This is a genomic window from Shewanella polaris (assembly GCF_006385555.1).
Lineage (GTDB): Bacteria > Pseudomonadota > Gammaproteobacteria > Enterobacterales > Shewanellaceae > Shewanella > Shewanella polaris.
This window is the reverse complement of the sequence record NZ_CP041036.1, coordinates 3,073,198-3,099,592: the sequence shown is the minus strand read 5'-3', so window position 1 is coordinate 3,099,592 and position 26,395 is coordinate 3,073,198. Positions and strand designations below refer to the sequence as shown.

General features: G+C 39.9%; 22 protein-coding genes and 1 pseudogene. 13 read left to right on the top strand and 10 right to left on the bottom strand.

Going from position 1 to position 26,395, the window contains the following annotated elements; translation table 11 throughout:
- Position 1 precedes the first annotated feature (1 nt).
- The 3 genes from FH971_RS13470 (at position 2) to FH971_RS13460 (ending at position 5,303) form a co-directional block, all read left to right on the top strand.
- On the top strand, positions 2-2,440 hold the full coding sequence (locus FH971_RS13470) for a LamG domain-containing protein (protein WP_240778308.1): 2,439 nt from the start codon (positions 2-4) through the stop codon (positions 2,438-2,440).
- A 141-nt stretch (positions 2,441-2,581) separates the two neighbouring features.
- Positions 2,582-4,159, top strand: a complete 1,578-nt coding sequence (locus tag FH971_RS13465) for a general secretion pathway protein GspF (protein WP_140234638.1) — start codon at positions 2,582-2,584, stop codon at positions 4,157-4,159.
- Between the two features lie 607 nt (positions 4,160-4,766).
- Positions 4,767-5,303 carry a hypothetical protein gene (locus tag FH971_RS13460; protein ID WP_140234637.1) on the top strand — a complete coding sequence of 179 codons (537 nt, stop codon included), beginning with the start codon at positions 4,767-4,769 and terminating at the stop codon, positions 5,301-5,303.
- A 483-nt stretch (positions 5,304-5,786) separates the two neighbouring features.
- On the opposite strand, the pseudogene FH971_RS13455 reads toward FH971_RS13460, so the two are convergent.
- Positions 5,787-6,209 (bottom strand): annotated as a pseudogene (locus tag FH971_RS13455) (IS110-like element ISShfr7 family transposase); the annotation flags it as partial.
- 161 nt (positions 6,210-6,370) lie between these two features.
- On the opposite strand from FH971_RS13455, the gene FH971_RS20410 reads away from it, so the two are divergent.
- Together FH971_RS20410 and FH971_RS13450 are read left to right on the top strand one after the other, a co-directional pair.
- Complete coding sequence (locus FH971_RS20410; RefSeq protein ID WP_167496103.1) at positions 6,371-7,348, top strand: transposase; 978 nt, start codon at positions 6,371-6,373, stop codon at positions 7,346-7,348.
- Positions 7,349-7,626: 278 nt separating this feature from the next.
- A complete protein-coding gene (locus FH971_RS13450; protein WP_276611781.1) occupies positions 7,627-7,983 on the top strand; it encodes a Fic family protein in 357 nt (118 codons plus the stop codon).
- Positions 7,984-8,226: 243 nt separating this feature from the next.
- On the opposite strand, the gene FH971_RS13445 is transcribed toward FH971_RS13450, so the two are convergent.
- Positions 8,227-9,210, bottom strand: a complete 984-nt coding sequence (locus FH971_RS13445; RefSeq protein ID WP_140234635.1) for an FAD:protein FMN transferase — start codon at positions 9,208-9,210, stop codon at positions 8,227-8,229.
- Positions 9,211-9,435: 225 nt separating this feature from the next.
- Between FH971_RS13445 and FH971_RS13440 the strand changes: the two genes are divergently transcribed.
- Positions 9,436-10,368 carry a 4'-phosphopantetheinyl transferase family protein gene (locus FH971_RS13440; RefSeq protein ID WP_240778307.1) on the top strand — a complete coding sequence of 311 codons (933 nt, stop codon included), beginning with the start codon at positions 9,436-9,438 and terminating at the stop codon, positions 10,366-10,368.
- A gap of 118 nt (positions 10,369-10,486) precedes the next feature.
- Here FH971_RS13440 and FH971_RS13435 read toward each other — a convergent pair whose 3' ends face one another.
- Positions 10,487-12,472 (bottom strand): alkyl/aryl-sulfatase, encoded by a 1,986-nt coding sequence (locus tag FH971_RS13435; protein ID WP_140234634.1) that lies wholly within the window; start codon positions 12,470-12,472, stop codon positions 10,487-10,489.
- Between the two features lie 139 nt (positions 12,473-12,611).
- Here FH971_RS13435 and FH971_RS13430 point away from each other — a divergent pair, with 139 nt between their 5' ends.
- Positions 12,612-13,547, top strand: a complete 936-nt coding sequence (locus FH971_RS13430) for a LysR family transcriptional regulator (protein ID WP_167496022.1) — start codon at positions 12,612-12,614, stop codon at positions 13,545-13,547.
- A gap of 207 nt (positions 13,548-13,754) precedes the next feature.
- Here FH971_RS13430 and FH971_RS13425 read toward each other — a convergent pair whose 3' ends face one another.
- Positions 13,755-15,278, bottom strand: coding sequence for a S10 family peptidase (locus tag FH971_RS13425; RefSeq protein ID WP_137226535.1), 1,524 nt, complete (start codon positions 15,276-15,278; stop codon positions 13,755-13,757).
- Positions 15,279-15,709: 431 nt separating this feature from the next.
- Positions 15,710-16,567: an NADPH-dependent 7-cyano-7-deazaguanine reductase QueF gene (queF, locus tag FH971_RS13420; protein WP_137226536.1), complete on the bottom strand. Its 858-nt coding sequence runs from the start codon at positions 16,565-16,567 to the stop codon at positions 15,710-15,712.
- Between the two features lie 54 nt (positions 16,568-16,621).
- Between queF and syd the strand changes: the two genes are divergently transcribed.
- Positions 16,622-17,272, top strand: coding sequence for a SecY-interacting protein (gene syd, locus FH971_RS13415; RefSeq protein ID WP_140234633.1), 651 nt, complete (start codon positions 16,622-16,624; stop codon positions 17,270-17,272).
- Positions 17,273-17,336: 64 nt separating this feature from the next.
- Here the strand turns inward: syd and FH971_RS13410 are convergent, their stop codons facing one another.
- Positions 17,337-18,110 (bottom strand): Zn-ribbon-containing protein, encoded by a 774-nt coding sequence (locus FH971_RS13410; RefSeq protein WP_140234632.1) that lies wholly within the window; start codon positions 18,108-18,110, stop codon positions 17,337-17,339.
- Between the two features lie 3 nt (positions 18,111-18,113).
- The gene (locus FH971_RS13405; protein ID WP_140234631.1) at positions 18,114-18,455 is read right to left on the bottom strand and encodes a hypothetical protein; all 342 of its coding nucleotides are present in this window, start codon (positions 18,453-18,455) and stop codon (positions 18,114-18,116) included.
- Positions 18,456-18,611: 156 nt separating this feature from the next.
- On the opposite strand from FH971_RS13405, the gene FH971_RS13400 reads away from it, so the two are divergent.
- Positions 18,612-18,995 carry a DUF3192 domain-containing protein gene (locus tag FH971_RS13400; RefSeq protein WP_140234630.1) on the top strand — a complete coding sequence of 128 codons (384 nt, stop codon included), beginning with the start codon at positions 18,612-18,614 and terminating at the stop codon, positions 18,993-18,995.
- A 40-nt stretch (positions 18,996-19,035) separates the two neighbouring features.
- Here FH971_RS13400 and FH971_RS13395 read toward each other — a convergent pair whose 3' ends face one another.
- Positions 19,036-19,266 (bottom strand): DUF2789 domain-containing protein, encoded by a 231-nt coding sequence (locus tag FH971_RS13395; RefSeq protein ID WP_137226541.1) that lies wholly within the window; start codon positions 19,264-19,266, stop codon positions 19,036-19,038.
- A gap of 174 nt (positions 19,267-19,440) precedes the next feature.
- On the opposite strand from FH971_RS13395, the gene FH971_RS13390 reads away from it, so the two are divergent.
- The 4 genes from FH971_RS13390 to FH971_RS13375 all read left to right on the top strand — a co-directional run bounded on the left by FH971_RS13390 (position 19,441) and on the right by FH971_RS13375 (position 24,903).
- Positions 19,441-20,070, top strand: coding sequence for a GNAT family N-acetyltransferase (locus tag FH971_RS13390; protein WP_137226542.1), 630 nt, complete (start codon positions 19,441-19,443; stop codon positions 20,068-20,070).
- Positions 20,071-20,254: 184 nt separating this feature from the next.
- Positions 20,255-20,563 (top strand): Mpo1-like protein, encoded by a 309-nt coding sequence (locus FH971_RS13385; protein ID WP_137226543.1) that lies wholly within the window; start codon positions 20,255-20,257, stop codon positions 20,561-20,563.
- Between the two features lie 1,338 nt (positions 20,564-21,901).
- Positions 21,902-23,167 carry an Nramp family divalent metal transporter gene (locus tag FH971_RS13380; protein WP_140234629.1) on the top strand — a complete coding sequence of 422 codons (1,266 nt, stop codon included), beginning with the start codon at positions 21,902-21,904 and terminating at the stop codon, positions 23,165-23,167.
- A gap of 1,028 nt (positions 23,168-24,195) precedes the next feature.
- The gene (locus tag FH971_RS13375; protein WP_140234628.1) at positions 24,196-24,903 is read left to right on the top strand and encodes a hypothetical protein; all 708 of its coding nucleotides are present in this window, start codon (positions 24,196-24,198) and stop codon (positions 24,901-24,903) included.
- Positions 24,904-24,985: 82 nt separating this feature from the next.
- On the opposite strand, the gene FH971_RS13370 is transcribed toward FH971_RS13375, so the two are convergent.
- Together FH971_RS13370 and FH971_RS13365 are read right to left on the bottom strand one after the other, a co-directional pair.
- Positions 24,986-25,372: a DUF3301 domain-containing protein gene (locus FH971_RS13370; RefSeq protein ID WP_137226546.1), complete on the bottom strand. Its 387-nt coding sequence runs from the start codon at positions 25,370-25,372 to the stop codon at positions 24,986-24,988.
- Positions 25,369-26,382: a DUF3549 family protein gene (locus FH971_RS13365; protein ID WP_140234627.1), complete on the bottom strand. Its 1,014-nt coding sequence runs from the start codon at positions 26,380-26,382 to the stop codon at positions 25,369-25,371. Before FH971_RS13365 ends, FH971_RS13370 begins: the two co-directional genes overlap by 4 nt.
- Positions 26,383-26,395: the final 13 nt, after the last annotated feature.

Genomic DNA, 26,395 nt, shown 5'->3' with positions numbered 1-26,395 from the left:
CGTGAAATATTTAATGGCTAAAGGCCTTGTTATTGTCTCATTAATCTTGGGGCTTTCTGCTTGTGGCGGTGGGGATGTTGAAAAAAATCCGCCTGCACAACAAAACCCGCAATCTGACGTGTATACCGGCCCCGCAGCGGCAACGGCTGATATTCAAAAATACAAAACATCATTGTGGGATAATATTTCAACCCAAGAAAAATGCGGTGCGTGTCATACAGAAGGTAATCAAGCGCCTTATTTTGCTAGTCGCAATGATGTAAATGATGCTTATGCCGCCACGAATCCATTGGTTGATTTAACCGACCCCAAAGCATCACGTTTGGTTAGCAAAGTGGCTGGTGGCCACAATTGTTGGCTCGCCAGTGATTCAGCTTGTGGCGAAACCATGACTCAATGGATAAAATTGTGGGCCGATGAACGTGTTAGCAGTGCCAATACTATTGAGCTGACCGCACCGGTTATTCGTGATCCTGGTTCAAGTAAAAACTTCCCTGATGACAGCAGCCTATTTAGTCAGCACGTTTATCCCATCGTGAATCAATATTGTGCGTCTTGCCATAACGAAGGCGTGCAAGCTGCACAGTCGCCGTTTTTTGCCAGTAACGACATTGAGCAAGCTTATGAAGCTGCTAAAGGGGTCATTAACTTAGATGATCCTGCGCAATCAAGGCTTGTTGTGCGGTTAGGTTCTGAGTTTCATAATTGTTGGAGCAATTGTGTAGACGACAGCATTGAAATGCGTGATGCGATTATAGCCTTCAGTGATGGCATTGAACTTGATGAAATCTCACCAGACATGGTGGTGTCAAAATCATTGCGTTTAACCGATGGCATTACCGCATCAAGTGGTGGACGCTTCGAAACTGACGTAATTGCTTTATATCAATTTAAAACAGGTGAGGGCAGCATTGCTTATGACACGTCAGGCATTTCACCCGCAGCCAACTTAAGCCTAACAGGTGATGTAGATTGGTTGGGCAGTTGGGGCTTGTCGTTTACTAACGGTAAAGCGCAGGCGAGTACCGCTAACAGTAAAAAGTTACATGATTTAATTACTGCCACTGGTGAGCTTTCTGTTGAAGCCTGGGTCACTCCCAATAATGTAACTCAAGAAGGTCCCGCCCGTATTGTAACCTATTCTGCAGGTGACGATGCTCGTAACTTTACCTTAGGACAAACCCTATATAATTATGATGTTATGCTTCGTACTGAAGCGTCAAACACTAATGGTGAGCCGGCCTTAAGTACGCCAGATGCCGATGAAGTATTACAAGCAACATTGCAGCATGTAGTGATGACCTATAATGCCACCGCTGGCCGCAGTATTTATGTTAATGGTCAATTAATTGATGTTGTCGATGAAGACATTGCGCCGCTGGCCAATTGGGACGACAGCTTTGCGCTTATTTTGGGCAAAGAAGCGTCAAACCAACATGTATGGCAAGGCGACATTCGCTTATTGGCTATTTATAATCGGGTGCTCGCACCTGAGCAAGTACAACAAAACTATAATGTTGGAGTGGGTGAAAAATTCTTTTTACTGTTCTCGATAAGTCATTTAATTGATCTTCCAAATACCTACGTCATGTTTGAAGTCAGTCAGTTTGATAACTACAGCTATTTATTCAGCAATGTAGCTATTGTGAACATTGATGGTACGCCTGTTGCCGACAGTTTTGATATTAAAGGCTTACGTATTGGTATTAACGGTAAAGAAAGTGCTCAAGGTCAGTCTTATGCTAATTTGGACTTGTCTTTATCGGCAAGCCAAGCGATTGCTGAGCCGTTTTCAATATCTTCGCTGGGTACTATTATCGCCCTTGAAAAAGGTGCTAATTTGGATGAGTTTTTCTTAACCTTTGAACAATTGGGCGAACACACCTATGTGGTGTTACCTGGGGTATTTGTTACCCCAGCCGAGGTGCCTGCAACGACTCAGTCGGCCCAAGTTGGCGTGCGTAACTTTGCTGAAATCAATCACAGTATGAGTATGCTCACGGGCGTCGAACAACAATCGACCAAAGTTTTTGATACTTACCAACTCGTTAAGCGTCAATTGCCGAGCCTAGAAAATATCGAAACCTTTATTTCAGCGCAGCAAATGGGCATCACCCAGCTTGCAATTGCCTATTGTGACACTGCGATTGAAGACAACACGATTCGTGGTAATTGGTTCCCTGATGTGGACTTTACTGCCGTGCCTAGTGTGGCGTTAAATGCCACTGAACGCGCTAATTTATTGAACCCGTTAATTAACCAACTTATGCCGTTATCGTTAGCAAGTCAGCCAAGTCAAAGTTCGGTTTACAATGAACTTGATAGCTTAGTGAGCGGTCTGTCGATTTGTAGTGGCACTTGTACTGCCGAACGTACCCGTACTATCGCCAAGTCTAGTTGCGCAGCCGTATTGGCCAGTGCCGTGATGTTAGTGCAATAGGGGGCGACAGTATGAAACGATATATAAAGCGATTGATACCATTAACCGCGCAGCATATAAAAACGGTTGTTGGATTGACCGTTTCACGATTAACGCATGCAACGGATGTAGCCTTAATACAGACACAAAAAGGATTCAACAATGACTAGACCTAAGCACCTTCATCCTGACAGTCCATTGTTGTTTGCTGACCATCGTAAACCGATGACTCGAAGAGATTTTATTTCGACAGGCCTGTACAAAGGGGGCGCGGCAGTTGCCGGTTTATCGCTATTTAGCATGTTTGCTAACCCTAATAAAGCCAATGCGGCGTTATCGCCTGATCTTGAAGCACTAAGAGACTCTTGTGGCATAAGCGTACAAGGGGCGGGGAAAATTCCGTTTATTAGTTTCGATTTAGCCGGTGGTGCTAACATTGCTGGCTCTAACGTACTCGTTGGTGGCGCTGGCGGCCAGCAAGATTTCTTATCCACGGCTGGTTATAACAAGCTGGGTTTACCTGGTGATATGGCTCCGTCTATTGCGAACCCCAATGCGGGAATGTCTGATTTTATTAATACTGATTTAGGGCTGGCGTTTCACTCTGACTCGGCTTTTTTACGCGGGATTTTAGAGAAAGTATCGTCAGATACCGCATCACGTATCAATGGTGCTGTGATCCCAAACCGTTCAGACAATGACACGGGCAATAATCCACACAATCCAATGTATGCCATTGCGGCAGCAGGGGCGAACGGTTCGTTAATGCCGCTAGTGGGGTCGCGTAATTCAGATTCAGGCGGCAATTCAATGGCGCCCACCAGCTTTATCGATTTAAGCAAACGGCCCACTAAAATTGACCGACCGTCAGACGTAACAGGTTTAGTGGATGTAGGTGATTTATTCAATTTATTGTCGCAACGTGATGCCGTGGCTGTAATGGAAAGTATTCAACGTATTAGCGCGCAAAAAATGGCGGCGGTGAACACGCAAGTTACCCGCGGTGATGTGATTAAAGATTTGGTTAATTGTGGTTATGTTAAAAGTGCCGATCTTGCCGACCGCTTTGGCGATCCATCAACATTAAACCCATTGTTAGATCCTGATATTGTTGGCCCTGGTGGCATTTTTGGGATTAATGAATTTGATTCAGAGTCTGAGTTCCAAAAAACCGCCTCAATCATGAAGTTAGTGGTTAATGGCTTTTCTGGTGCGGGTACTGTCACCATGGGGGGGTTTGACTATCACACTGGCGAGCGCGCCACTGGTGAGTTAAGAGATTTACGAGCTGGTCGCTGCATGGGCGCATGTTTAGAATATGCTTCACGTCGCAATATGCCGTTAATGTTATACGTGTTTAGTGATGGCTCAGTTGCTAGCAATGGTCGCATCGATGACTCAATGGAAGGGCGCGGTAAAGGCGAATGGACAGGCGATAACTCATCAACAGGCGCGTCATTCTTTTTAGTCTACAATCCGTCTGGCAAACCGCAGCTAATGGGCGGCAATGCCGACCAAATGGCTATGAAACAACAAATTGGTTTTATGCGATCTGATGCATCAGTTGATACCGCGTCAGCGCCGTCGGCCAATAACGTTAACTTGTTAGTTGAAACCGTATTGCTAAATTATATGGCTCTACATGGCGAACAAAGCCAGTTTACATCAATTGCCCCAGGACAAGGATTAGGCAATGCCACTATGCTTGATTCGTTAACCGCGTTTCAACCAATAGTGTAGCTTGGTTTTTCTGTAAGATAATCAAAGGACATTGTTGATATTGCACTGGCATGGATGTTACTGAGTCGCCTCTAGTGCAAACACTTCTGTGACACGCTGCGAGTACATCCTTGTAAGCTCGGCTATCTGTGCGTTTATCTTAAAGTTTGATCATTTCTGTACCAAGGTGTATTTCAATGGGAGATAAACTCGGGCAAGGGGGACACCCCTTAACCCCAAAAGCCACATGCTTCGCATGTGAAAAAATCAAAAGAATTAAAGAAAAATCAGCATGCACACTTTTATGTGGCATGCACTTATTTTATGTACAGGTATAATGGTTTTTCATCGATTTACGCTAAATAATGTTTAAAAATCGTTCTTTAGTTGTATCGTTTTAAAAATATAGAAATCGTAATTATCTGATATTGTTATCTTTAATTTTTTGTAAAGTGAAAGCAAATTCTACTTTACGCGCAAGCTCGGTTTGTTTTTGTCTGTTAGATACAATTAATTGCTTTACTTCAATAAGATAGCAAATGTAGGATGATATTAATCAATAACTTAAACGGCCGACTTTAAATTTATTTGGCCCTTTAATAAGCTGTTAGGTTGCTATGGATAGTTTATGCGTAAATTTGTAAATGTTAATAAAAATAGACAACAAGCCTTATCAAAAAAATTTCCTGATATAGAAAATTTAGGTTGTGATGATCAAACTGAAAAATATGAATTTGTTGCCATAACTGTTTTTGATCACTGGTTAACCCGTGATGAAGCAGAAAAAAGTTTCGGCTCTCAAATATCAAAAGAAGATCAAGAAAAAAGAAATAGTTCATTTATGCGTTTCAGAGAACTTCTGTTTAATGAAACTGAAGTTCTTACTTATCGGTGCAAGGGTAAAGGAAGAAATGAATTTGTTTCATTCAAAGCATTTACATCAATCAATGCAGGCCTCGAATATACTTACCCAACAATAAGTAATGTTGGTTTTCATAAGGCTGGTGGTCCACATGGTAGGTTTTTTCAAGTTGTCCTACCAAGCATTGATGCTGTTTACCTAGAGAATTACGATGACACCAATTTGTTGTACTATAAAAATAAAAGTACACTTGAAGTTATTGAAAAATTGACAGAAGCTTGTGGATTATTTTGTTTAAAATAGCAACTTAACACATATGAGCCTTCCGCCAGTCAATAGGCGAGCCTAACTTATTTGACTGCTTTTGCAGTCAAATTAAAATCAATCAACAAATTCATCTACTTCGTCTGTCATTTAGCTGTCAAATCATCGTTTACAGCAAACACATATAGAGGCTCTCTTAGTGCGATCTTATCGCTGCCTGACGCTTTTCTTTCCTTTGAAATGGTCAGGGGCACTAGACATTTATCGGTTAACCCTAAGATGGCACTATTCAAGTCAGAGGTGCTTTGTGCACAGTTAGTTTTAGGCTCATTTAAGGTGTAAACGACTTTGTTGATTGCATTTATTAATGCGCGCCAATAAGGTGTCTAATCAAGGCAATGTAGCTTAAATAGCATTTGGCATAGTGATGATGGAAAGAAGTCATTGCTTCATTAGCCACATCATTCACGGTCATGCTCGCTTCTCTTTTTAAGAGTATCTAGTTAGACGTTCATGCGCGACTTATCCTTTTAAGAATCGTTGTTCATCAAACACCGTTTTGTTCTTCAGCATGAAATAGACGCAGCGGCCAAGCTTATGTGCCAGTGCTGACAACGCTTTTGCTTTACTCATTCGTTTTTGTAATCGATTAAGGTAGTTACGTGCTTTGTCATTACCACGTAGGTAAAGTACCGCTGCTTCGGAGAATGCCCATTTCAAATGAGCATTACCGATTTTATTGCCATTGGTGCCGTAGGTTTTACCGGCTGACTCCGCTTTGCATTTGACCAATCGAGAGTATGACGCAAACTTTTGTACTGATTCAAATCGACTGATATCACCGATTTCATAGAGGATTGTCAGCGATAAAATCTTACCAATGCCAGGTACTGTTTTAAGTAGTTCTAAATAGAAGGGGTTATGGTTTTTGGCTTGTTTTTCGATCAAGTTAGGATTAACATGGCCACCCACAATTATTGGCTAAATAATGAGCAATGGACTACGCTTTAATTACCCTTTAAGATTAACATGGCCACCCACAATTATTGGCTAAATAACGAGCAATGGACTACGCTTTAATTACCCTTTAAAAATGGTGATTGATGATGGCCAGACCAAGACAAACTATCGTTAGCTTAGATGACACACCTTATTATCATTGTTGCTCACGTGTGGTACGCAAGGCTTTTCTTTGCGGGATTGATAATTCGACAGGCGAAAACTTTGAACATCGTCGAGATTGGGTGGATTCGCGCATTCTTGAGTTGGCGACCATCTTTGCTATTGATATCTGTGCTTATGCGGTGATGAGTAACCATTTACATGTAGTGATAAAAGTTGATGCTGACAAAGCTAAGCACTGGTCAGATAAAGAGGTGCTGGTACAGTGGCATAAAGGTTTTAAAGGGACATTACTGACGCAAAAGTTTGTTAAGGGTGAAGAATTAAATGAATTTGAACGTAAAACAGTGAATGATTCTATAACCCAATACCGACAACGCTTGGTTGATATCAGTTGGTTTATGCGCTCCTTAAGTGAGCCGATTGCCAGACAGGCCAATAAAGAAGATAAGTGCACTGGCAGATTCTGGGAAGGGCGGTTTAAATCCCAAGCATTATTAGACGAAGCAGCAGTGCTAAGTTGTATGGCTTATGTTGACTTGAATCCTATCCGCGCCAAGATGGCTGTAACTCCTGAAACTTCAGATTACACCAGTATCCAACGTCGAATACAATCAGCTATAAAAGGTGAGCAACCAAAGGAATTACTACCTTTTGTCGGTAATGAACAGCTAGATATGCCTAATGGACTGATGTTCAGCGTTAAAGACTATATTGTGCTGGTGGAAGATACCGGGCGAATTATTCGAGAAGATAAACGCGGTGTAATTAGCTCAACTAGCCAAGATATTCTCAATAGACTCAATATTCCAGCCGACAACTGGCTAAAAATCACTACCGATTTTGGGTCATTATTCAAAGGTGCAGTAGGAGCTTTACCTGCATTAACGGAATATTGTGAACATCTAGAGCGAAAGCGACGACAAGGCGCATCAAACTGCCAACGTTGGTTATGCGCTTAAGGCTTAACTTCAAAACTAGAACTAACACTAAAAAAATAACCTGATTGCCAGCTTGATATCAATCAATCCACTAGTGCTGTGTTGGATTTGCCGCATTACTTACCATTATCAATTTAGCGCTCAGTTTGTTGATAATTCCCATTCAATTTATACATTTGAATAGAGCAGAATATTATCGCAATCAAAGCTAAAAGCAGTGATGTTAATTATCATAAAAATGGGTGGCATGGTTAATATTTTAAAATGGGTGGCATGGTTAGTATTGTAATGATCGTGATTTGGCCGGTTACCGAAAGGGACCAATCATCATCAGGACGTCGAGACATATGCCGCCGCAGAGTGAACAGCTTATGGATTGTATGGGTGCATTGAAAGACCTTATTGTCAGCGAACCGAATTTTGCTGTAAAAGCTGTACTAGGACATTTCTTCTTGGGGTACATACACCCATTCCCGGATGGAAATGGAAGAACTAGTAGGTTTTTGATGAACTTTATGTTCTTGCTCGGAGGCTATAACTGGACAATTGTTCCTGTAACTGAGCGTACCGCGTACCTTGATGCGCTAGAGAATGCCTCGATAGATAATAACGTTGTGCCGTTTGCAGAGTTTATAAAAGCTATAATGCCTGCTTAGGTGTTGGAAGATAATAAGTTTGATACTGAGTAATAGAGTATCAAACTCAATAGCCAGCGTTGGTATCACTAGTGCTGCCTTTTTTAACACGAAAATGCCCGTGCGACGTGAAGTCGTATGAAGTGCTGTTCACCGCTTTTGAGTGAACAACAATTAACATGGCCATCCACGTAGTTAATTAATATAACGCTAGGTTTACCTGTATGGGTGACAAGATCGCTTCTATCAACTTAATTCACAATATTAATCTTGTTGTAGTCCCGTCGATACATGCAATGTTTGTTGGTTATCGATAATAATAGCTTCGTATTCAGGTAACTCATTGATTAGCGCCATGCCTTTTTGTAATCCCATGACAAAAATGGCGGTGGACAGTGCATCAACGTAAGTCGGATTTTTGCCGATAATCGACACGCTGACAACATTGCGTGCTGAGTCGCCTGTTTTAGGATTAATAATGTGATGATAACGCACGCCGTCTTCGATAAAGTAACGTTCGTAATCGCCAGAGGTTGAAATTGACTCATTACTAAGCGGTAATTGCACCGCAGTTTTATCGTCTGCGCGAGGGTGTTTTATACCAACAAACCAAGGGCGTCCGATGCGATCGCCCAGTAATGTCGTGTCGCCGCCAGCGCTGATAAGAGCATGTTCTATGCCTGCGCCTTTCAATATCGCAATGCAATTTTTAACCGCATGTCCTTTGGCTATGCCGCCTAAATCAATTTTGACATCGGTATGAGCAAAACGAACTGAAGAGGTGGATTTATCGAGCATTACCGCTTGGTAGTTTATCGCTTTTAATGCGTTGTTAATGGCTGCTTGGTCGGGCTTTTGGTGTTTACGGTAATCATATTGGTAGCCGACAGAAGCGTAGGTGATATCAAACATGCCATTGGTTAATTTGGCAATATCTTGCGCGTCGGTGAGTAAATCAAATAGCTCTGGGCTGATTTTGACGGGTTTTGTGGCGGCATCGCGATTTATGATACTGAGTTCGCTGGTGGCGATGTAAGGACTCATTGTTTGATCAATGCGTTGCATTTCTTGCTCTACAGCGGCAATTAAATTATCTGCCGTTGATGACTCGGCAGTGTCGGGTAGCCAAAACTCAACATGGGCCAGCGTTCCCATTACATCAAAACTCTTTTGATGCCATTGAGCAAACGCAGCGTTTGAGCTGAGTAGCGATAAAAATAGCATGATGACTAAACTGACTATGCGCATGAATGTATAAGCTTTCGATGTTGTGATGATAGTGGTGATTGTTGATGAATTAGCGTCAATCATCAACAGTAAAAGCGAAAATATCTTTTTTGATGCTAAAAGTGCTTATTTGCACTACTCGCTATATGGGGGGATATTTGACAAAACTCTCGCGGCATCGTTCTTATTGAGGTAATTTAGCCGTATTATCGTTTAATAGAGTGTTATGTATTTTTAATGTCGGTCATGTCCTCAGCAACTCAATCAACGACACCATCAGCGGTTCAATTAGGCAATCGATCAACTGGGCTTTCTCTACCCTATGTTTATTTTATGCCGCTTAATGGGGCGCTATCACCTGCTGATTTTGAAGCGGGTTTAGCATTAGGTTGGTTAACTGATGACGAGGCCGCTAAGGTGAGCCGTTATAGGAGCGTGTCGGCGCGCAATAATGGTTTACAAGTACGCTTAGGGCTTCGGGCTGTGTTATCACGGCATAGTGAACTAAAGCCCAATGAGTGGCGTTTTAATTACGGTGCTAAAGGTAAACCGGCACTAACACCAGATTTGTTGGCGAAAACAGGGCTGCATTTCAATTTAAGTCATAGCGGTGAGTGGTTAATGATTGGGATAGTGATGGGTGGACATGCGTTAAAAGCTGATCATTACGCTGATGCTGACCTGTGTTTTGGGGTTGATATTGAGCGTGAACGTAGCAGTACCGATATTGTACCTATTCTTAACCACTACTTTACCCAAGCTGAAACAGACACTTTATTACAATTGCCATCATCATTGCAGCGACAGCGATTTTTTGATTTATGGGCGGTAAAAGAGTCTTACATTAAAGCCCGTGGTTTAGGTTTAGCATTGTCACTTAAATCATTTTCTGTTGATTTTGGCTTAATAACGCAAGGGAATGTAAATGTGCAGCTCGCTGATAAATCACACCAAACGATTGAGTTACAGCAAGACGTTAAGCTCCATTTTACGGAGGATGAAGACATCGCCACCACAATGGCGTGGCAAACAGTATTAGGCCGGCTTGACCAGCAATATCGTTTTGCAATAACCTTTGGCTTAACTAATCAAGTAAATGAACAACATTCACTTAGAATAGAGCCCATTGATAATTCATTGAATATTTACCAATTGTCGCTGGCAGATCTACTTGTTTAAAGCCAAAAACTACTTTCTAAAATCAGATGTTAAGCAGAAAAGTTAATTCGAGTCGGTACAAACAATTCAGCCGAAGCAAAACTTCGGCTGAATTGTGTTTAGTTGAGCTAGCTTAGAGTTAACGTAATGGAACGATTTCAAAATTTTCGTCAAATTGAACTAACGTTGAAGCTATTTTACTAAAGGCATCTTGGTCGCCAGTCATGGTGGCATTACCTTGCTCAAGCAACTGCTTTAGCGTTGTTTGACCTAATAAAATATCAACAACATCCGATTTTGCAATCGTTAAGGTTGCGTCTGCCGCTTTAGCTTTTTCGACAATGATATTGTTTAAGTTACCATTACTTAGCTCTACAAATACTGTGTTAGCTGGCTCTCCTTTGGCTGCTTTAATTTCCACATTTAAACTTATATTCCCTAATTTATTTGCTGCAATACTGTCCACTTTAACGGCTAGAAAATCAAACAATGTTGTCATATCCATTTCGCTCAATACATCTGGTGACGCTGATTTTGGTGCGCCAGGTTGAATACCAATACGTAGCTCTTGGGCTCCCGTAAGGTAAATATTTCTCCAGCCTGCACCTTCTGCTTGATAACCAAGTTGTTCATAAGTGTCAGCCAATAAGTCTCGGGCAGGTTGATTATTTGGGTCGGCCATCACCACTTTGTTGAGTGCCGTAGCCACAAAGCGGTAATCACCCTCGCTAAAGTCTGCTTTAGCCTTTTTCACGATATTATTAGCTCCACCCATATACTCAACAAATTTACTTGCCTCTTGTTGAGTGGGTAGTGGGTTTAAGTTGGATGGATTCATGTCAAAGTAACCCAAATACATGTTGTAAACCGCTTTGGCGTTGTGGCTGTATGTGCCGTGATAACCATTGGTATACCAAGTGACCTGTTGCGGAATAGTGTCCATGATTGCATCGCCAATATCTTGTATCACAACGCCTTGGTTGGCTAATCGTAATGATTGGTTATGCACTAAACCATAATTGTCACGTTGCATTTTAAGATATTGATTAATTTCACCATTACCCCATACTGGTGCTGAATGTGATGCAAATAATACTTCAACATCTTGGCCAAATGCATTGACCATTTGGTTGATGTCTTTTGACCACTTTAAGGCATCACGTACTTTGGCACCGCGTAATGTATAAATGTTATGCATACCGTCATAGGTGAGTTCACCTGTCCATAACGCTTTCATAGACGGAATATAAGTCACCATTTCACTGGCCGCTTCAGTGCCTGATGCATCCATAAATACCATTTCAAGCCCGTCGATCGTTAACGTTTCCCATTTGTCTTGTTGGTTAAGTTCATAGTCTGGTTTCACATAAGTAATTTCACCTTTTGATAAGCCTTTTGCCAAGGCTGCATCAACAATACCATGATCGTGTTTACCCAATGTGGCGCCATATTGATAACCAGCTCGGCGGCTCATCGCGTTACCAGCCAGTACATTTTCATCTACAACTTCTGTGGTAATATTATTTGAACCGTACACTTTCACGTCAGGATATAAGTTTTGAACCCCGCGCGCTCCACCAAAGTGGTCTGCATGACTGTGGGAATAAATCATTGCTACAATGGGTAAGTTGTTGCCTTCAGGTAAGTGTTCAAAAGCAAATTTTAGTGATTGCTCTGCGGCTTCTTTTGTTAACAGTACATCATAAACAATCCAGCCTGTTTCACCACGAATCAAGGTCATATTAGATAAGTCAGTGCCACGAATTTGGTAGATACCGTCAGTCACTTTATATAAACCGTTGGGTACCATATTGAGTTGTGCTTGGCGATAAAGTGATGGATTAACCGAGTCCGGAAATTGTTCACTGATAAAGCTAAATTCTGCACGTAAAATGTCAGCGGTTGCTTGGTCGAACTCAGCAATTTGGTTTTTACTAAAACGCTCAAAAGCGACTTTGTCATCAAAATTCAGGCTTTTTGCTAAGGCAGCATTATGTGCAATAGTAGCAGGTGTTGCCGCTTTTCCGTGATAGTCGACCGTTATATGATCGTGCTCGTGTTGTGCTGCAAATGCATTGAGTGAAAGTGTTGTTATCATTGATAGTGCGATGATTGATTTGTTCATAGTGGTATTCCTCGTTAAATTAAAATATAGGTTTTAAACTTGATGAACCTATCTTAAGGAATAAACACCAAAAGATAACTATAGCTAAATGGTTATAATATATTCACAATGTAAATGCATTGATGATAAAGGTAAGCATATGAATGATGAATTGAGCCATAAATTATCAACTTTAGATTTGAATTTATTACGGGTGTTTTGTGTGGTTTGTCAGCAATCGTCGATTACTCGTGCTGCTGAACAGTTAGCATTAACCCAGTCTTCTGTGAGTAATGCGATAAATCGTCTTAAAATCGCATTAGATTGTGAGTTATTTATTCGGATTGGTCGTGGTATTGAACCTACTGCGACAGGGTTGTATATCTTTAATTCGGTGCAACCTATGCTTGATGCTATTGAACAAACATTGATGGGGATCAGCGAGTTTGATCCTTATACCTCTTCACGAGTATTTACCATATATGCTAATGAAGCTGTGATTGATTTACTGCAACCGCACTTAGATAAGGCGTTAGCTCAGTTAACGGTAAGAGTGGTTTTTCGAAATTCTCCTGTGCATGAGGATGATCAATATCAAGACTTACAAATGCAAAAAATTGATTTGTTAATTGATATTGTGCCTCCAAAACTCAAAACTTTTCGTTTTCAAAAGGTCGCTCAAGAACGGATTATCTGTGTTGTACGTCAACAGCACCCTCAGATACATAATAGCGTTAGTCGTGAAGATTACTTTGCTGCAGAACATGTCATGTATCGTTTTCATCGCGACAACATGCGTGTCGCTGACATTATTTCCAATGAACCTTTACCGCAACGGACGTTATATTGTGAACAGTCGTCGATATTGAGTATGTTGTCTTTGATCAGTAAATCAAATGCCATTGGTATTGCGCCTTACGCATTTAGCCAAAGTTACGCACAATTATTTAACCTTAATTTACTTGAATTGCCGTTTGAAACTCGACCTATTGAGTTATTCAGTATTTGGCCGAGTAAGCATTCACAAGATAAGTCGTGTATTTGGTTACGGCAAACCATTGAGACATTGATGAAAGAGGCATATAAACCTTCATAAAAAAGAGGCTCTTCAAAAAAGCCAAATTTAAAGTTGAGCTCTTGCAGATTATGACTTAGAGCGATGGCCATTTACGTTGGACGAGTATATGTATTCGATCTATTTCTATTCAGTGTATTGGTGAACGATAACCTCAATCGACGCGCAAATAAAAACGCCAACGATATTGATAATCTCGTTGGCGCAATTAATTCACTTTGTAACAGGTTAGTATTTTGCCGGTTGGCCTGTTGTGGGTAGCGTTGTTTTTATAAACTCGCGTAAATCTTGATTCGATTGTTTTAAGTCGTCATGACGAAGATACATCATATGGCCACTGCGATAGCCCTTAAAAGACAATCTATGTTTCATTAATCCGCTACGGTCAAGTTGCCACATAGTATATTTAGCGTCAAAGTAATTGGTCGCTCCGTCATAATAGCCTGATTGAATCATGACATTAAGGTATGGGTTTTGTGCCATCGCTAAGCGTAAGTTTGCACCAGTATTGTCTTTACTTTTATCCCATGGGTGAACAGGGCCGAACATATTGTATTTTAGATCCGTTTTGTAATTTAGTTCAGTGCGGAGGTAATCATTAATGGCTGGAGTGAAACTGTGTAACCAAGATGTCAGTTCCGCATTGTAGTCAGGTCGACCACCAACAGTCTTTTCATCAATACCAATATAACGCGAGTCTAAGCGGCCAATGGTTTGTTGGCGGTCACGCAAAAGCGCTTTCCAGAAATAGTTGGTATCGATATCTAAATTACTTTGCAGTACTTCAGTGACACTTAGCCCTGAATATCGGGCTACTTGCTCGGCAATACGTTGTTTTTCTTCTGGTTCAATAAAGCTACCTTTAGCGAGCGCAGGCAGATATTGATTTAATGTAAATTGCTCTACTTCAGCCAGTAGTGGGGTTAAATCTTGTTGTAGTAAATCTTCCCCAAGCACTTTGTGATACCAAGCTGCGGCGGCAAAATACGGTAAACGATTGGCCGCTTTTACAGGTCCGTTTCGTTCAATGCCGAGATCGGTTGGCGATACTAAAATTACGCCATTTGGATACATCCATTGGTTTTTTTGAAGCTCTAAAGCTAAACCTGATACGCGTGCCGTGCCGTAGCTTTCGCCGATTAAATATTTAGGCGAGCGCCAGCGCTCATTACGTGTCACAAAGGTGGTAACCCATTCCGCTAGATATTTAATATCGGCGTTTACGCCAAAGAACATTTTTTGTTGTTCATCTTTTGACGGCATTTTCCCTTTTGCATTAGGCAATACTCTTGAATAGCCAGTATTAACTGGATTCACATATACAATGTCGGCGGTATCTAATATCGAGTAGTCGTTATTTTTAACACCGTAAGGCTGCAGTGGATAACCTTCATCGTCGACATTTAATACTCTAGGTCCCGTGTAGGCAATGTGCATCCATACCGAAGCAGAACCTGGGCCGCCATTAAACGAAATAATTAACGGTCTGTTACTGTCATCTTTAATATCTGTGCGCTGGTAATAGGTGTAAAACAAGGTTGCAGTTGGGTGACCTTCGTCATCCCATACTGGCTGAGTACCTGTAGTTGCGTGATAGGAGATTTTTTTGCCATTGATTTGCATTTTATGTTCAGTGATCACTTTTTCATCAATGGGAACTTGTCTTATTTCGTCGGCGAAAGCCGTTGATGAAATGCAAAAACTTTGCAGGCAGAGCACGATGACACATGTTTTGAATAAATAATGGCGCATAAGAGGTCTCGTTAAAGTGATTAGTCATTGTCGAGTGACTAGCAGATTAGCATAACGATTGCTTAAACGGGGGCGGGAAGATGAGCTAATATTGTAAACAATTGTGCAATATTGAATCACAATTTTAGTTTGAGTCGTTAAAGGTCTCGAGAAGTAATATGTGTACCCTAGTCGTTCTTTCATAACGGCTTGAAAATGGAATTGGTGTGGCTACCTTTTTAAATTTAGGACGTAGTCTTGATGATCCGTTTACTCTTGAAGAGAGTGCTCTTTAGCTAAATATATGGCTTATTAAGGTGTTTCAAGATTGAAATTTAATAGCGAAAGATCATATGCACTTGTCATTGTTGGTATAAAAATAATGATAAATCAAAAAAGCCTTTATCATTCGATAAAGGCTTAGCGTCTACAGCAAAAGAGTTTACAAACAGTTACTGTCTGGCGAGTCTGTTTGACTCTGGCGGGTTTTCAAAATCGCTGCGATATGGGTTAATGTCTAAACCACCGCGGCGAGTGTAACGCGCATAAACCGTTAACTTAGTGCAATGACAGTATTTCTTTAAATCAACAAAGATACGTTCGACGCATTGTTCGTGAAATTCATTGTGCTGGCGGAATGAGATTAAATAGCGCAGCAGTTTTTCACGATCAATTTTAGGCCCCTGATAACGTACCATTACGCTGCCCCAATCGGGTTGCGAAGTAATTAAACAGTTAGACTTTAACAGATTAGAATTTAGCGTTTCGGCGACACTTTTATCTGAGTCGGTGCTGTCTAATAAGTGATCGGGCTTAAAGGTGTATTCTTCGATTTCAATATCTAAGTCGTCAATACAAGTGCCTGGTAAATCAACAATGCGTTCAAGGTTGAAATGTTTCGGTTCGATAACGTTTACTGTTACCTCTCCTTGAGCACAAGCTGCTAAATCACGGCTTAATGTATCTTGTACCGCTTCAGCATTTTCAAACTTAGTTTGGTTAAAGCTGTTTAAGTACAGTTTAAACGATTTCGATTCAATCAAATTGACACTGTTAATGTCTAACTGAACTTCCATAATGGCCACAACAGGCTTGCCTTTGGCGTTAAGCCAAGACAATTCATAGCCGGTCCAAATATCGGTGCCATGAAAAGGAAGCTCACCACTTAATGCTAATGCATCTCGGTTGAGTTTTCGTGGAACCCCTTGCAGCAGTGACGCGTCATACTCAGCTTGATACGCAGTTGCATGGCCTAATGTTAGGCCTTTTAATGCAGCTGCATCACTATAAGGGTCGTGATTGTTTGTCATCGAATCGGTTTCCGTGTCAAAATATGGTTTTATTATAAACTACGAGTGGCTTAAGTGTCTTGTTCATCTGCATTAGATTGCTTTATAAAAAATTATCTTCATTCTTATCAAGATACTCTATCTGAACTTCCACGCTATTATCCTTTGGGCGAAGCGTCAATATGTATTCAAGGTGAGTTTGATGAAAATAGTGATGAGGTAGTGTTCTGGAAGCCTATTAAACGTGATGAAATAGCTGATTTCACTAATGTTGAACATGCATTAAATATTCAGTTATACCCTGATATTCATGCATTTTATGGTCAATATTTTTCTGCTCCATTGCCGTTTACCTCAAGCTTTGGCGACGGTGAATTACTTCAAGCATGGAATCAAGCTGACTTTGAGATTTTGCAACAAAATGTAATTGGTCATTTAATCATGAAGCAAAAGCTGAAACAGCCACTGACTTGGTTTATCGGTGTGCTAGGTGATGGTGATGAAATGCTCACGGTAAACAATGATGATGGCAGTGTATGGGTAGAAATACCTGGTCAGAAGCAAAGCACTCACATTGCAGCATCATTAAGCCAATTTATCGAACAGTTGTCTCCCGTGGTTAAACCACCCGTTAAACCTATCGAAGATACCTCTACGGTTACCGATCATCCTGGGATCTGGCAGCGGATCAATAGCATGTGGCAATCATTGCGTGGAAACAAATAATGATAGCCGTAACCTGCATCTCTCAATGACGTTGAGCGATGCGGCTATTGAATGCTTATTGGGATCATTGATGATCCCACGATAAATTTGACACAATGCGGCAAGGTTCGCAGCGAAAGTGAAACATATCTAAAAGTGGCTGTTTGAGTTTCCATTCATGTGAACCGCAACGTGGACAAGCTCGGTTCATTTCGCTTTCTAAAGACTCACCACCCACGCGGTACAAATAATAGTAAGTTGGTATTTTAGTTAAATATTCTATCCTGCCACGTAAATCCCAACCACGTCTAAATAGGTCACTGTCAGCTCGGGTGATTTCATCTAATGCTGCAAATTCTGCTTTAGTGGCCGCAGCCATTTGCAGTTCATCACAAGCTTGCCATTCTGTTTGCCATTTTATGATGCGTTTATGATCGCCATTAAACGTCGCGGGCAGTTGATAAAGTGGGATTGGTAACAGGTTGTCTCCATTACGCAGCGGTGAACACATATGAACATAGCTGGTATACAGCAGTTGCCATGATGGTGTGTCAGTGTTGCTGGCTTCAGAATTAATGTCTTGGCCGATAAATTTTTCTCTAGGAGCCAATAGTTTAGCCGCTGTTAAGCCTGCTAATGTCATTTTTACCCACGGGCTATTATAACGATTAACGAGGCTGGTTTTTTCAGGTAATAACAAACGAACTCTAAATTCGCCTTCGTTGAAAGCTACCGCAAATTCACGACCCAATATTTGTCCGTTGGCACGCAAAGCCTCAAGTAAACCATTAATAGCTTTTTCTGCTGCCTCAATGGTGGTATCTGCAAAACATTCAAAGCGCAGTTCAAAAACAAACATGGATTATTTAGCCTTATGATTCATTTTGCTGGCTTGTTGTTCAAGTTCGTGGACTCTGTGAGTGAGTTGCACAATAAGTTGCTGCATATCGCTCACTTGCTGCTGTAATTTCATAACAGGATCCAAATGTTCTGCTGGCAAATTTTCGGCAGAAGGGATATCGCTTAATTCAGGTATATTTTGCCACTCAGACTTAGGCAATGCTTTAAATTGTTGTAATCCTTGGATTAGGATTGGCATTGGAATGCTATTACCTAAACGACCTTTTATCAGTGCCAAACTAGGGGAATGCCCATTGTTGGCAATTGACTTAGCCGCTGCAAGCACTTGTTCAATTGGACTCATTGTTGGCTAAATTCCTTAATTCAAGAGTGTGAGATTAACTAATTTTTGTTGATTTAAAAATAAGTCTATATAAATCAATGTCTTATTTTTGTCATGATTTTGGCTTAAAAGATCTGTAAATACATGTGGATTATATTTTAACAAAAAGGATGCAACATGAAATTAAAACTTATCGCAGCAGGATTAATTGGTGCAACATCATTAGCCTTAAGTGGTTGTGTTATCAGTGTAGGCGATCATGAATCGTCTAAGAGTGGCGATTATTGGCAAGAACAGCAAGATAAAAATCGTGATTTGTTGAGCAAATTGTCTTTAGGGATGAGCAGTAATCAAGTGACAACCGTTATGGGCACTGCTGATTTTAGTGAGGCTTATACTAAGCCAACTCAAAACCATGCCGAACAGTCTATCAAAGTGTTGTTTTATCGAACCCAATGGGCTGAAGGAAATGGTAAAACAACCAAAGACGAATGTACGCCAATAGTATTTCGAGATGACGTTTTAGTGGGTTGGGGTGACACTGTCTATCAACAAATTTAATCATTGAATTGTGTCACCTAACACTCACAATAAATTACTCTTAAGCTCGCATCATCACGTCCAATTGGTCAATGACTTCAGACCATTGGGCGTCTTCAGATAACTCTTCTTTTAAAAATGCTTTTTGGCTTGAATTCCAGCAATCGGCATCAATCATCAATGTATGTTTATCAAGTTTATTTTTGTTAACAAAGTCATTAATGCTCTCTTGATTATTGGGTAAGCCTAATTGCTTAAATAAGTGGCTTAAATCATTTGATGTTGTATCCATTTGAAGCATTCCTCGTCATGGTTAAGTAAACCATTTTAGTATCAGTCTTGATACGCTAAATTGCAAACAACTGATGTTGATAACGGCTTTATTACTTAATTGGGTAAACAAAACTTGTAGATTGTTTCAAACTTGTTAAGTTAAGTTTATAGAGTCAAAAAACAAGGAATAATAATGGACAATAATACCTTGGAAACCATACGTGCAGTTTACTTAACGGCTGAAGATTTACGCGTTGCGGCTTCTATTCTTTACAATGCTTATCATGACGACCCATATTTTATGGAAGTGCTTGGCCAAGATGACAAGCAACAATATGAACAGAAACTACGAGCCGCTATTCGCGAAGAATTAAATGAATTATGGCAACAAGAACAACCCTTGATTGGTCTATTTGATGGCGACCGTTTAATTGGTGTTGTGTGTGTTATTACTCAGCAAGTGCCTTTGGGTGAAGGACGTTATTGGCATTGGCGTTTGAAAATGATGCTGGGTACAGGATGGAAATCTACTCAAGGTTTAATGGACAAGGAAACGTGTATCGTAGAGCATCTCCCATCTCAAAAATGTGGGGTTTTACAATTTATTGCTCTATCACCTAATGAGCAAAAAAAAGGTTATGGTGCCAAATTAATTCAAGCGGTATTGAGTTGGTGTGATGAACAACCAGGACTTGATGGAATAGGGGTGTTTGTAAGTAATCCATTGCATCATCAAGCATTTATACAACAAGGATTTACTAATATTGCTAGTGTCAGTATCGGTAACGTTGATGGTGAAATTTTGTTTTACAGTAAGGTATAAGGCAACGTTAGAATAAGCTAACACGTATGTTCAGCTGAATGGAACTGTGGATTCTTTCTGCGGTAATGAATGGTTGTTTCACTGAAGTGTTATGTAACAAAGCGCTAGCTTGAATACTGTAATTGAAAACGTTTGGTATACATCTTGTTCGAAAGGTCAACGGTACAAATAAAGGAGTAAGTTAATGGAACCTAAACGTTTCGCTTCATTTGCAGAGTTTTATCCATTTTATCTGTCTCAGCATCAAGATCCCGTTTGTAGAAGGCTACATTATATTGGCAGTACTATTATTTTGGTGATTGTGGTTAATACCCTGATTAACCACCATTGGTGGCAGTTGCTGTGGTTACCTGTAGTCGGATATGGTTTTGCATGGCTAGGGCATTTTATGTTTGAAAAAAATCGGCCTGCAACATTCACTTATCCGTTATACAGCTTGTGGGCTGATTGGGTTATGTTTGGCCAAATGCTAATGCGTTTATGGCGAAAGTAAAGCTGTAGGATTAACTTGCTCACATTGGTGTAAGACATATCTTACAAGCATGTAAGGTATTTTATCTTAAGTTGTCAGTGTTTGGCATCGCGATTTATTTTAAATTAATTACAATCAGTACATTAGGTTTATTTTAGTTTTTTTTAAAACTAAAATATTTTTTTCAAGCGCATTGGCTGACTTTTAAGATTACTTTTTTAGGTTACTATATTGTTATCGAAAGCGGGTCATTAGTTGGTTTTCTTAGGATTAGAAATAAGACTAATGATGCTTAAGAATATCAAGGATGATACTAGGACACGCTCAAGGAAATAGTGCATAAGCTCGGCAAATGGATAGCCGAATCAAGGATGGGTGAAGACGATAATTTGTCGACACAAGGATATATGGATAGGACTGCCGGATGCAGCATGGATGGTTCAACGGATTGAACAGATTTACCCCTCAGTTGATGGAGCGACTGTTCAATGGAATGACACTCATAAGTATTTTTAAATGGTAAGCCACATTAAAAACACAAGGAAATGAGCACAGGGAAAAGGACGGCAGGAAGCTGGTGTACATGGATGACGCAGGGAGCAATATATCAGCAGGATTGCTGACAAAAGTGCCAGTGGGCACAAACTTATTATGTAAGGTTGTGCCCTTTTGCTTTCTGGCCAAACGTGGATGTTTTTTGGGGCTGGGTTATGCGAAATACTATTCACAACATAACAATTTGGCTGATACCTAGCTTGCGTTGTTCCCTCATGTTTTAAGCCTCGCTTTATGATCAAAATTATTTTTGTTTAAAGTGGCAATGTACCGTTTAGAAACAAACGTACTGATAACACCGTTCAAAATTTTACTTTTTAAATTATTTATATCAATCTCTTATGTACCCACTTTATGAATTCAAATTTTTATTATTTCAAATGTGGATAGGTATTCATTAGCTTAGAATTTTTTCACGGATTATCATCAGGAATTATTGTTTTTCTACTCGTTCGAGGGGTATTATTTGTTATTGTTCTAGGTTATTTAACTGGTTTAGGGCATTTGTCATAGCTTTTTTACACGGAACTATTGTCATCAGTTAAGCGTATGCTACTCAGTTTATTTACCGATATTATTGCCTAAAATAATGATATAAAATAGAATTTCAGCGTGTGACGTTGCTACTTCTATAATTGTTATCAAATACTTAAATGCTATTTCTACGGCGTACCGTTAATCAAATAAATGTATAAGGTTTTAAACCAAGGATAATATGATGTCTATCTATCAACCTCCAGCGAGTGAATAGATAAATGTTTAGTCTAATTCAAATGAGTAATTACACGGCCAGCCAGAATCTTCATGAAAATCAAGTCATTGTTTACACTGCATCCTGAATATAAAAGCAAACATAATCATGGGTTTAGTGAAGTGCTGAAGTATATGGGACCGGGGTTGCTGGTCACCGTAGGTTTTATTGATCCTGGTAATTGGGCTTCAAATATTGCCGCTGGATCAATGTTTGGCTACACACTTTTGTGGATGGTGACATTATCGACTTTGATGTTGATTATACTACAGCACAATGTTGCGCATCTTGGCATTGTCACTGGGGATTGCTTAGCCGAATCAGCGATGAAAAACGTAAATATTCATCTAGCTAGAGTTATCCTTTTGACCAGCATTTTCGCGGTTATATCGACCGGGTTAGCTGAGATTCTCGGCGGTGCAATTGCACTAAAACTTCTTTTTGATATACCAATAGTCGTTGGCTCTGTCATTGTTCTCGCTATTGTTATTGTATTGCTCTTCACAAACACTTACACCAAGCTTGAAAAACTGATAATCGGTTTTGTTTCGATAATTGGTTTTTCTTTTTTATACGAAATGAGCATTGTCAGCATTAACTGGCCAGAAGCGCTAACAAGTTGGGTAACTGTCAGTATTCCTAATGGTTCTATGGTGATTGTAATGGCTGTATTGGGCGCAGTTGTGATGCCACATAATTTATTTCTGCATTCAGAAATCATTCAAAGTCGGCAATGGAACAACGAAGATGAAGCCGTTATTAAAAAGCAATTAAGGTATGAATTTACCGACACGTTAGTATCGATGATTATTGGATGGGCTATTAATAGTGCAATGATTATACTTGCGGCGGCTGCATTTTTTGATAAAAAGATAGTCGTTACCGAGTTAGAGCAGGCACAACATCTTTTAGCGCCAATGCTTGGTTCAAAGGCTGCTCTTGTTTTCGGCATTGCTTTATTGTTTGCGGGAATTTCCTCAACGATTACCGCCGGTATGGCTGGTGGCTCCGTTTATGCTGGACTATTTAAAGAACCTTATAACATCAGAAACACACATACTAAAATTGGGGTAGCCGGGATATTAGTCATTTCAACGTTGATTATTTTTTTGATTTCAGACCCATTTAAAGGTCTGATCATCTCGCAAATGATATTAAGTATTCAATTACCCATTACCGTTTTTTTGCAAATTTATTTGACGTCATCTAAAAAAGTGATGGGTAAACACAAAAATTCAACATTAATGAATCTGCTATTGTTATCGATTGCCGTAATTCTAACGATTTTAAATATAATGTTGTTTTCAAGCTTTTTGTAAACATGTGAGTCATTAAAACAACAATACCTAAATTGTTGTTAAATGTTTAACTGCTGGTGTTTTTAGTTCATTATTAACTTAACTAAAACTCATTTGCGTAGCTTCTCTCCAGCTTTCCGTTTTGCTCTGAGCTTAATTATTCTCATATTGATGTATTTCCACTGAACCAAATCCTAACCAAATTATAGTTTGAGCCTATTTCTAACTGTAGCGATAATAATAATGTTATGTAAATGCTAACAGTTAACTTAATGTTTACCTATTTTGCTTGTTGCTTTGTGAGATATATCGCACAAATCGTGTGAGACAAATCACGTATTTGATGGTTGATATTTCTAGTTTAAATTTAAGTTGTTGATTCTATTTAATATTTATTATTTTGGTATCTGTGAGAGACTTTAATCATTTTGAGGTATCTGTTTACGTTACGGTAAATGAATTATTATTTGTTTGTTCCTAGGACGGGAATATTACAAGGTAGTAAAAAGGTCTAGAAGACCATGAGTATATGGACGTAATGGACGATTTTGAGTTTCAGGATGAAACAGTAGACTTGCTCAATGGACGCAATAGCGGATTAAGTGAGTTTAATAACATTATCAGGATGATAGTGTGCAATGGATGCAAGATTCTACGCAAATGATTTGCGACAGGATAAAGTAAGAATTTCATGGATGATATAAGGACACGCTCAGGATAGAGCAGGCTCGGTAAAAGGATAATCGAGTAAGAAGGAAAGTACTTTATGTACATGGAACATCAAGGATTGAGCAAGGATAGAGCAGGACGCAAGCGATACGCATGGATGGTGCAGGGAGCACAGTTATAGCAGGAAAGCTTAACAAGAAACAAAGAGGCCACGGCATTTACTGTCGTGGCCTTTCTTTTGGCTTTTTTTCAGTATCGGCGGAACTAATGGTGGTTATGTTGTCAAATTGTAAAGTGCCTATGTGCAGGGTTTGAGTACTTCATTAAAGTACCTCATTAAAGTACACAATATCTAACTCACCATTGTATAAGGAGATAGCATGAAAGGGTTTAAAGTTGCACTATTGGTTGGTTTTTCATTCGTTTGCTATAACGCCAATGCAGTCGTGAGCGAAGAACCACAACAATGGGTTGATCAAGCGTTCAGCGATCTCAATAGTAATAATGACGGTACCAAGGTGCTTTGGCAGTATTCACAGCAAACAGTGATGCCAGACATGACACGTATTGAACAATTCAATGCATCCTTACCTGAAACTGAACGTTGGAGTTTGGTGTCTGAAAATGGTGATACTCCTGGTAAAAAACGCTTAACTGAATACCGAGAACGTCAACAAGATTTGCATCAAGATAAAGACGAAACTAGCTATGAATTAGCGTTTTCTGATTTAATTGATTTGTCGACATTGGTTTTTGTCGGTGAGGATGACAATAATATGTCATTTACGTTTACACCAAATATTGATGAGTTAGACAATAACGTATTAGCAGGCGTGCTTTATTTGGATAAAACATCCAAGCATTTACGTAAAATTCTCATCAGAAATACTGACGAGTTAAATCCTGCGTTTTCAGTTACTTTAACTAAATTTGAATTAGAGTTAAGTTTTGATGTGTTTGAGGGATTAGTGATGCCAGCTCATACATCAACCACTATAATGGGTACAGCAGCAATTTTTAGGTCACTCGACAGTGTTCAAACTGTTACCTACAGCGATTATAAAATCCTCAACAATCCACAAACTTAATTGCATTGTGTGGCAATAAAAAACGCTATTTTTTGAAAAATAGCGTTTTTTTGGATTCAACATCGACTAATAAAGGAGGGTATTAGTGGCATTTACCTGAATCACAGCTTTTACTGCTACCACACCCACCAAATTTACCGCTGGCCATTGGGGCATCCATCCATTCTGGTTCGGGGAATATTGGCCAATCAATTTTTGTGACTCGATTACCATGCATGAAAATATGGCCTCGATATTGGTTGATACCATCGGTGCTAAATTCGAACATAAAGGTGGCTTTCCAACAGATACCCGCATTGCCGCCAACACTTGGGCGAGCTGATTCCATTGCAATGGCAAGTAATTGTACATTCTGTTTTTTACAGGCTTGCTCTGCAAGGGTTCGGCTTGACTCTGCCATTTGTCGCAGTTGCCAAAAAAAGGCCGCTATCACGACTAAAGCAACAATTAATAAAAAATCACTCATCATAGGCTGGTTGCTCTAAATAATCCGCCAATTGCGGTTGCTAATTGAACACTTCTTTCAGGATGCCTTAAGTCGGCTAATAATCCTGATCGCAAGCTAGGTATTGCCACAATATCAGCAAATACTTGATTAAAGAAGTGCTGAGGTTGTTTTGCTAATGCTTCTAAATAACCTTTGCGTGTTAGGTCATCTTTTAAGGCTAACCAATTACGTGCTGCAATGGTGATGAGCTTATTATCATCTAAAAGTTGTTGCTCATTGAGATGATTAATCGCTTTCATACTGTATTGAACATCTGACGCCAATGCCGCTAAATATATTACTTTTAGATGGTCTTCGGCTTGATTTAATTTTTCGAATAACAGTTTGGCGAGGCGCTTATCGACATTAATATGCTCTAAACATTGGCAAAGTGCAGCCTGTACTTCAATTGGTGCGTTATCAAGTGCGTTGGTGATGTCTTCAATATGGTTAAATTGATCTGCGCGAACACAAATATCAGCTAATCCCTGTAAACCCAGCTGTGGCCAAGTATCTGGTGCTGCTTGACCTGATAAATACTGTGCGGCAAACTCATATTGACTCGATGCCGGTTGGCCTAGTTGAAGCCTAACTAGTGCATTAAATAACGCCAATTTATGTTGATTAGGTTTAAAACTAAAAGGATGATTGGCTAATTGCTCTTGCTGTTCATCGGTTAATGCTTGGGTTGGATTACGACCGAGGGCTTCTAAAATCATCTTAATAAATTGAGTTCGCGGCGCAGGTGATAACAAACCTTGTTCATCTAAAGGTAATTTTACAAACCAAATATACGGTAATTGTTGTTGCTGCCAAAATACAATAGCAAACTGTGCATGGCCTTGAATTGGATAAGGGTATGGTGCCAGTAAAGAGTCGATTTGCTGAAATGCTAACATATCGATATGTTGCACCCGGCGACCTAAATCGTATATTTGGAATTGAGTATTAGCGGTCGTCAGAAACTGGCTTAAGGTGGTTATCTCGGTCATTGTGTTGTCACTA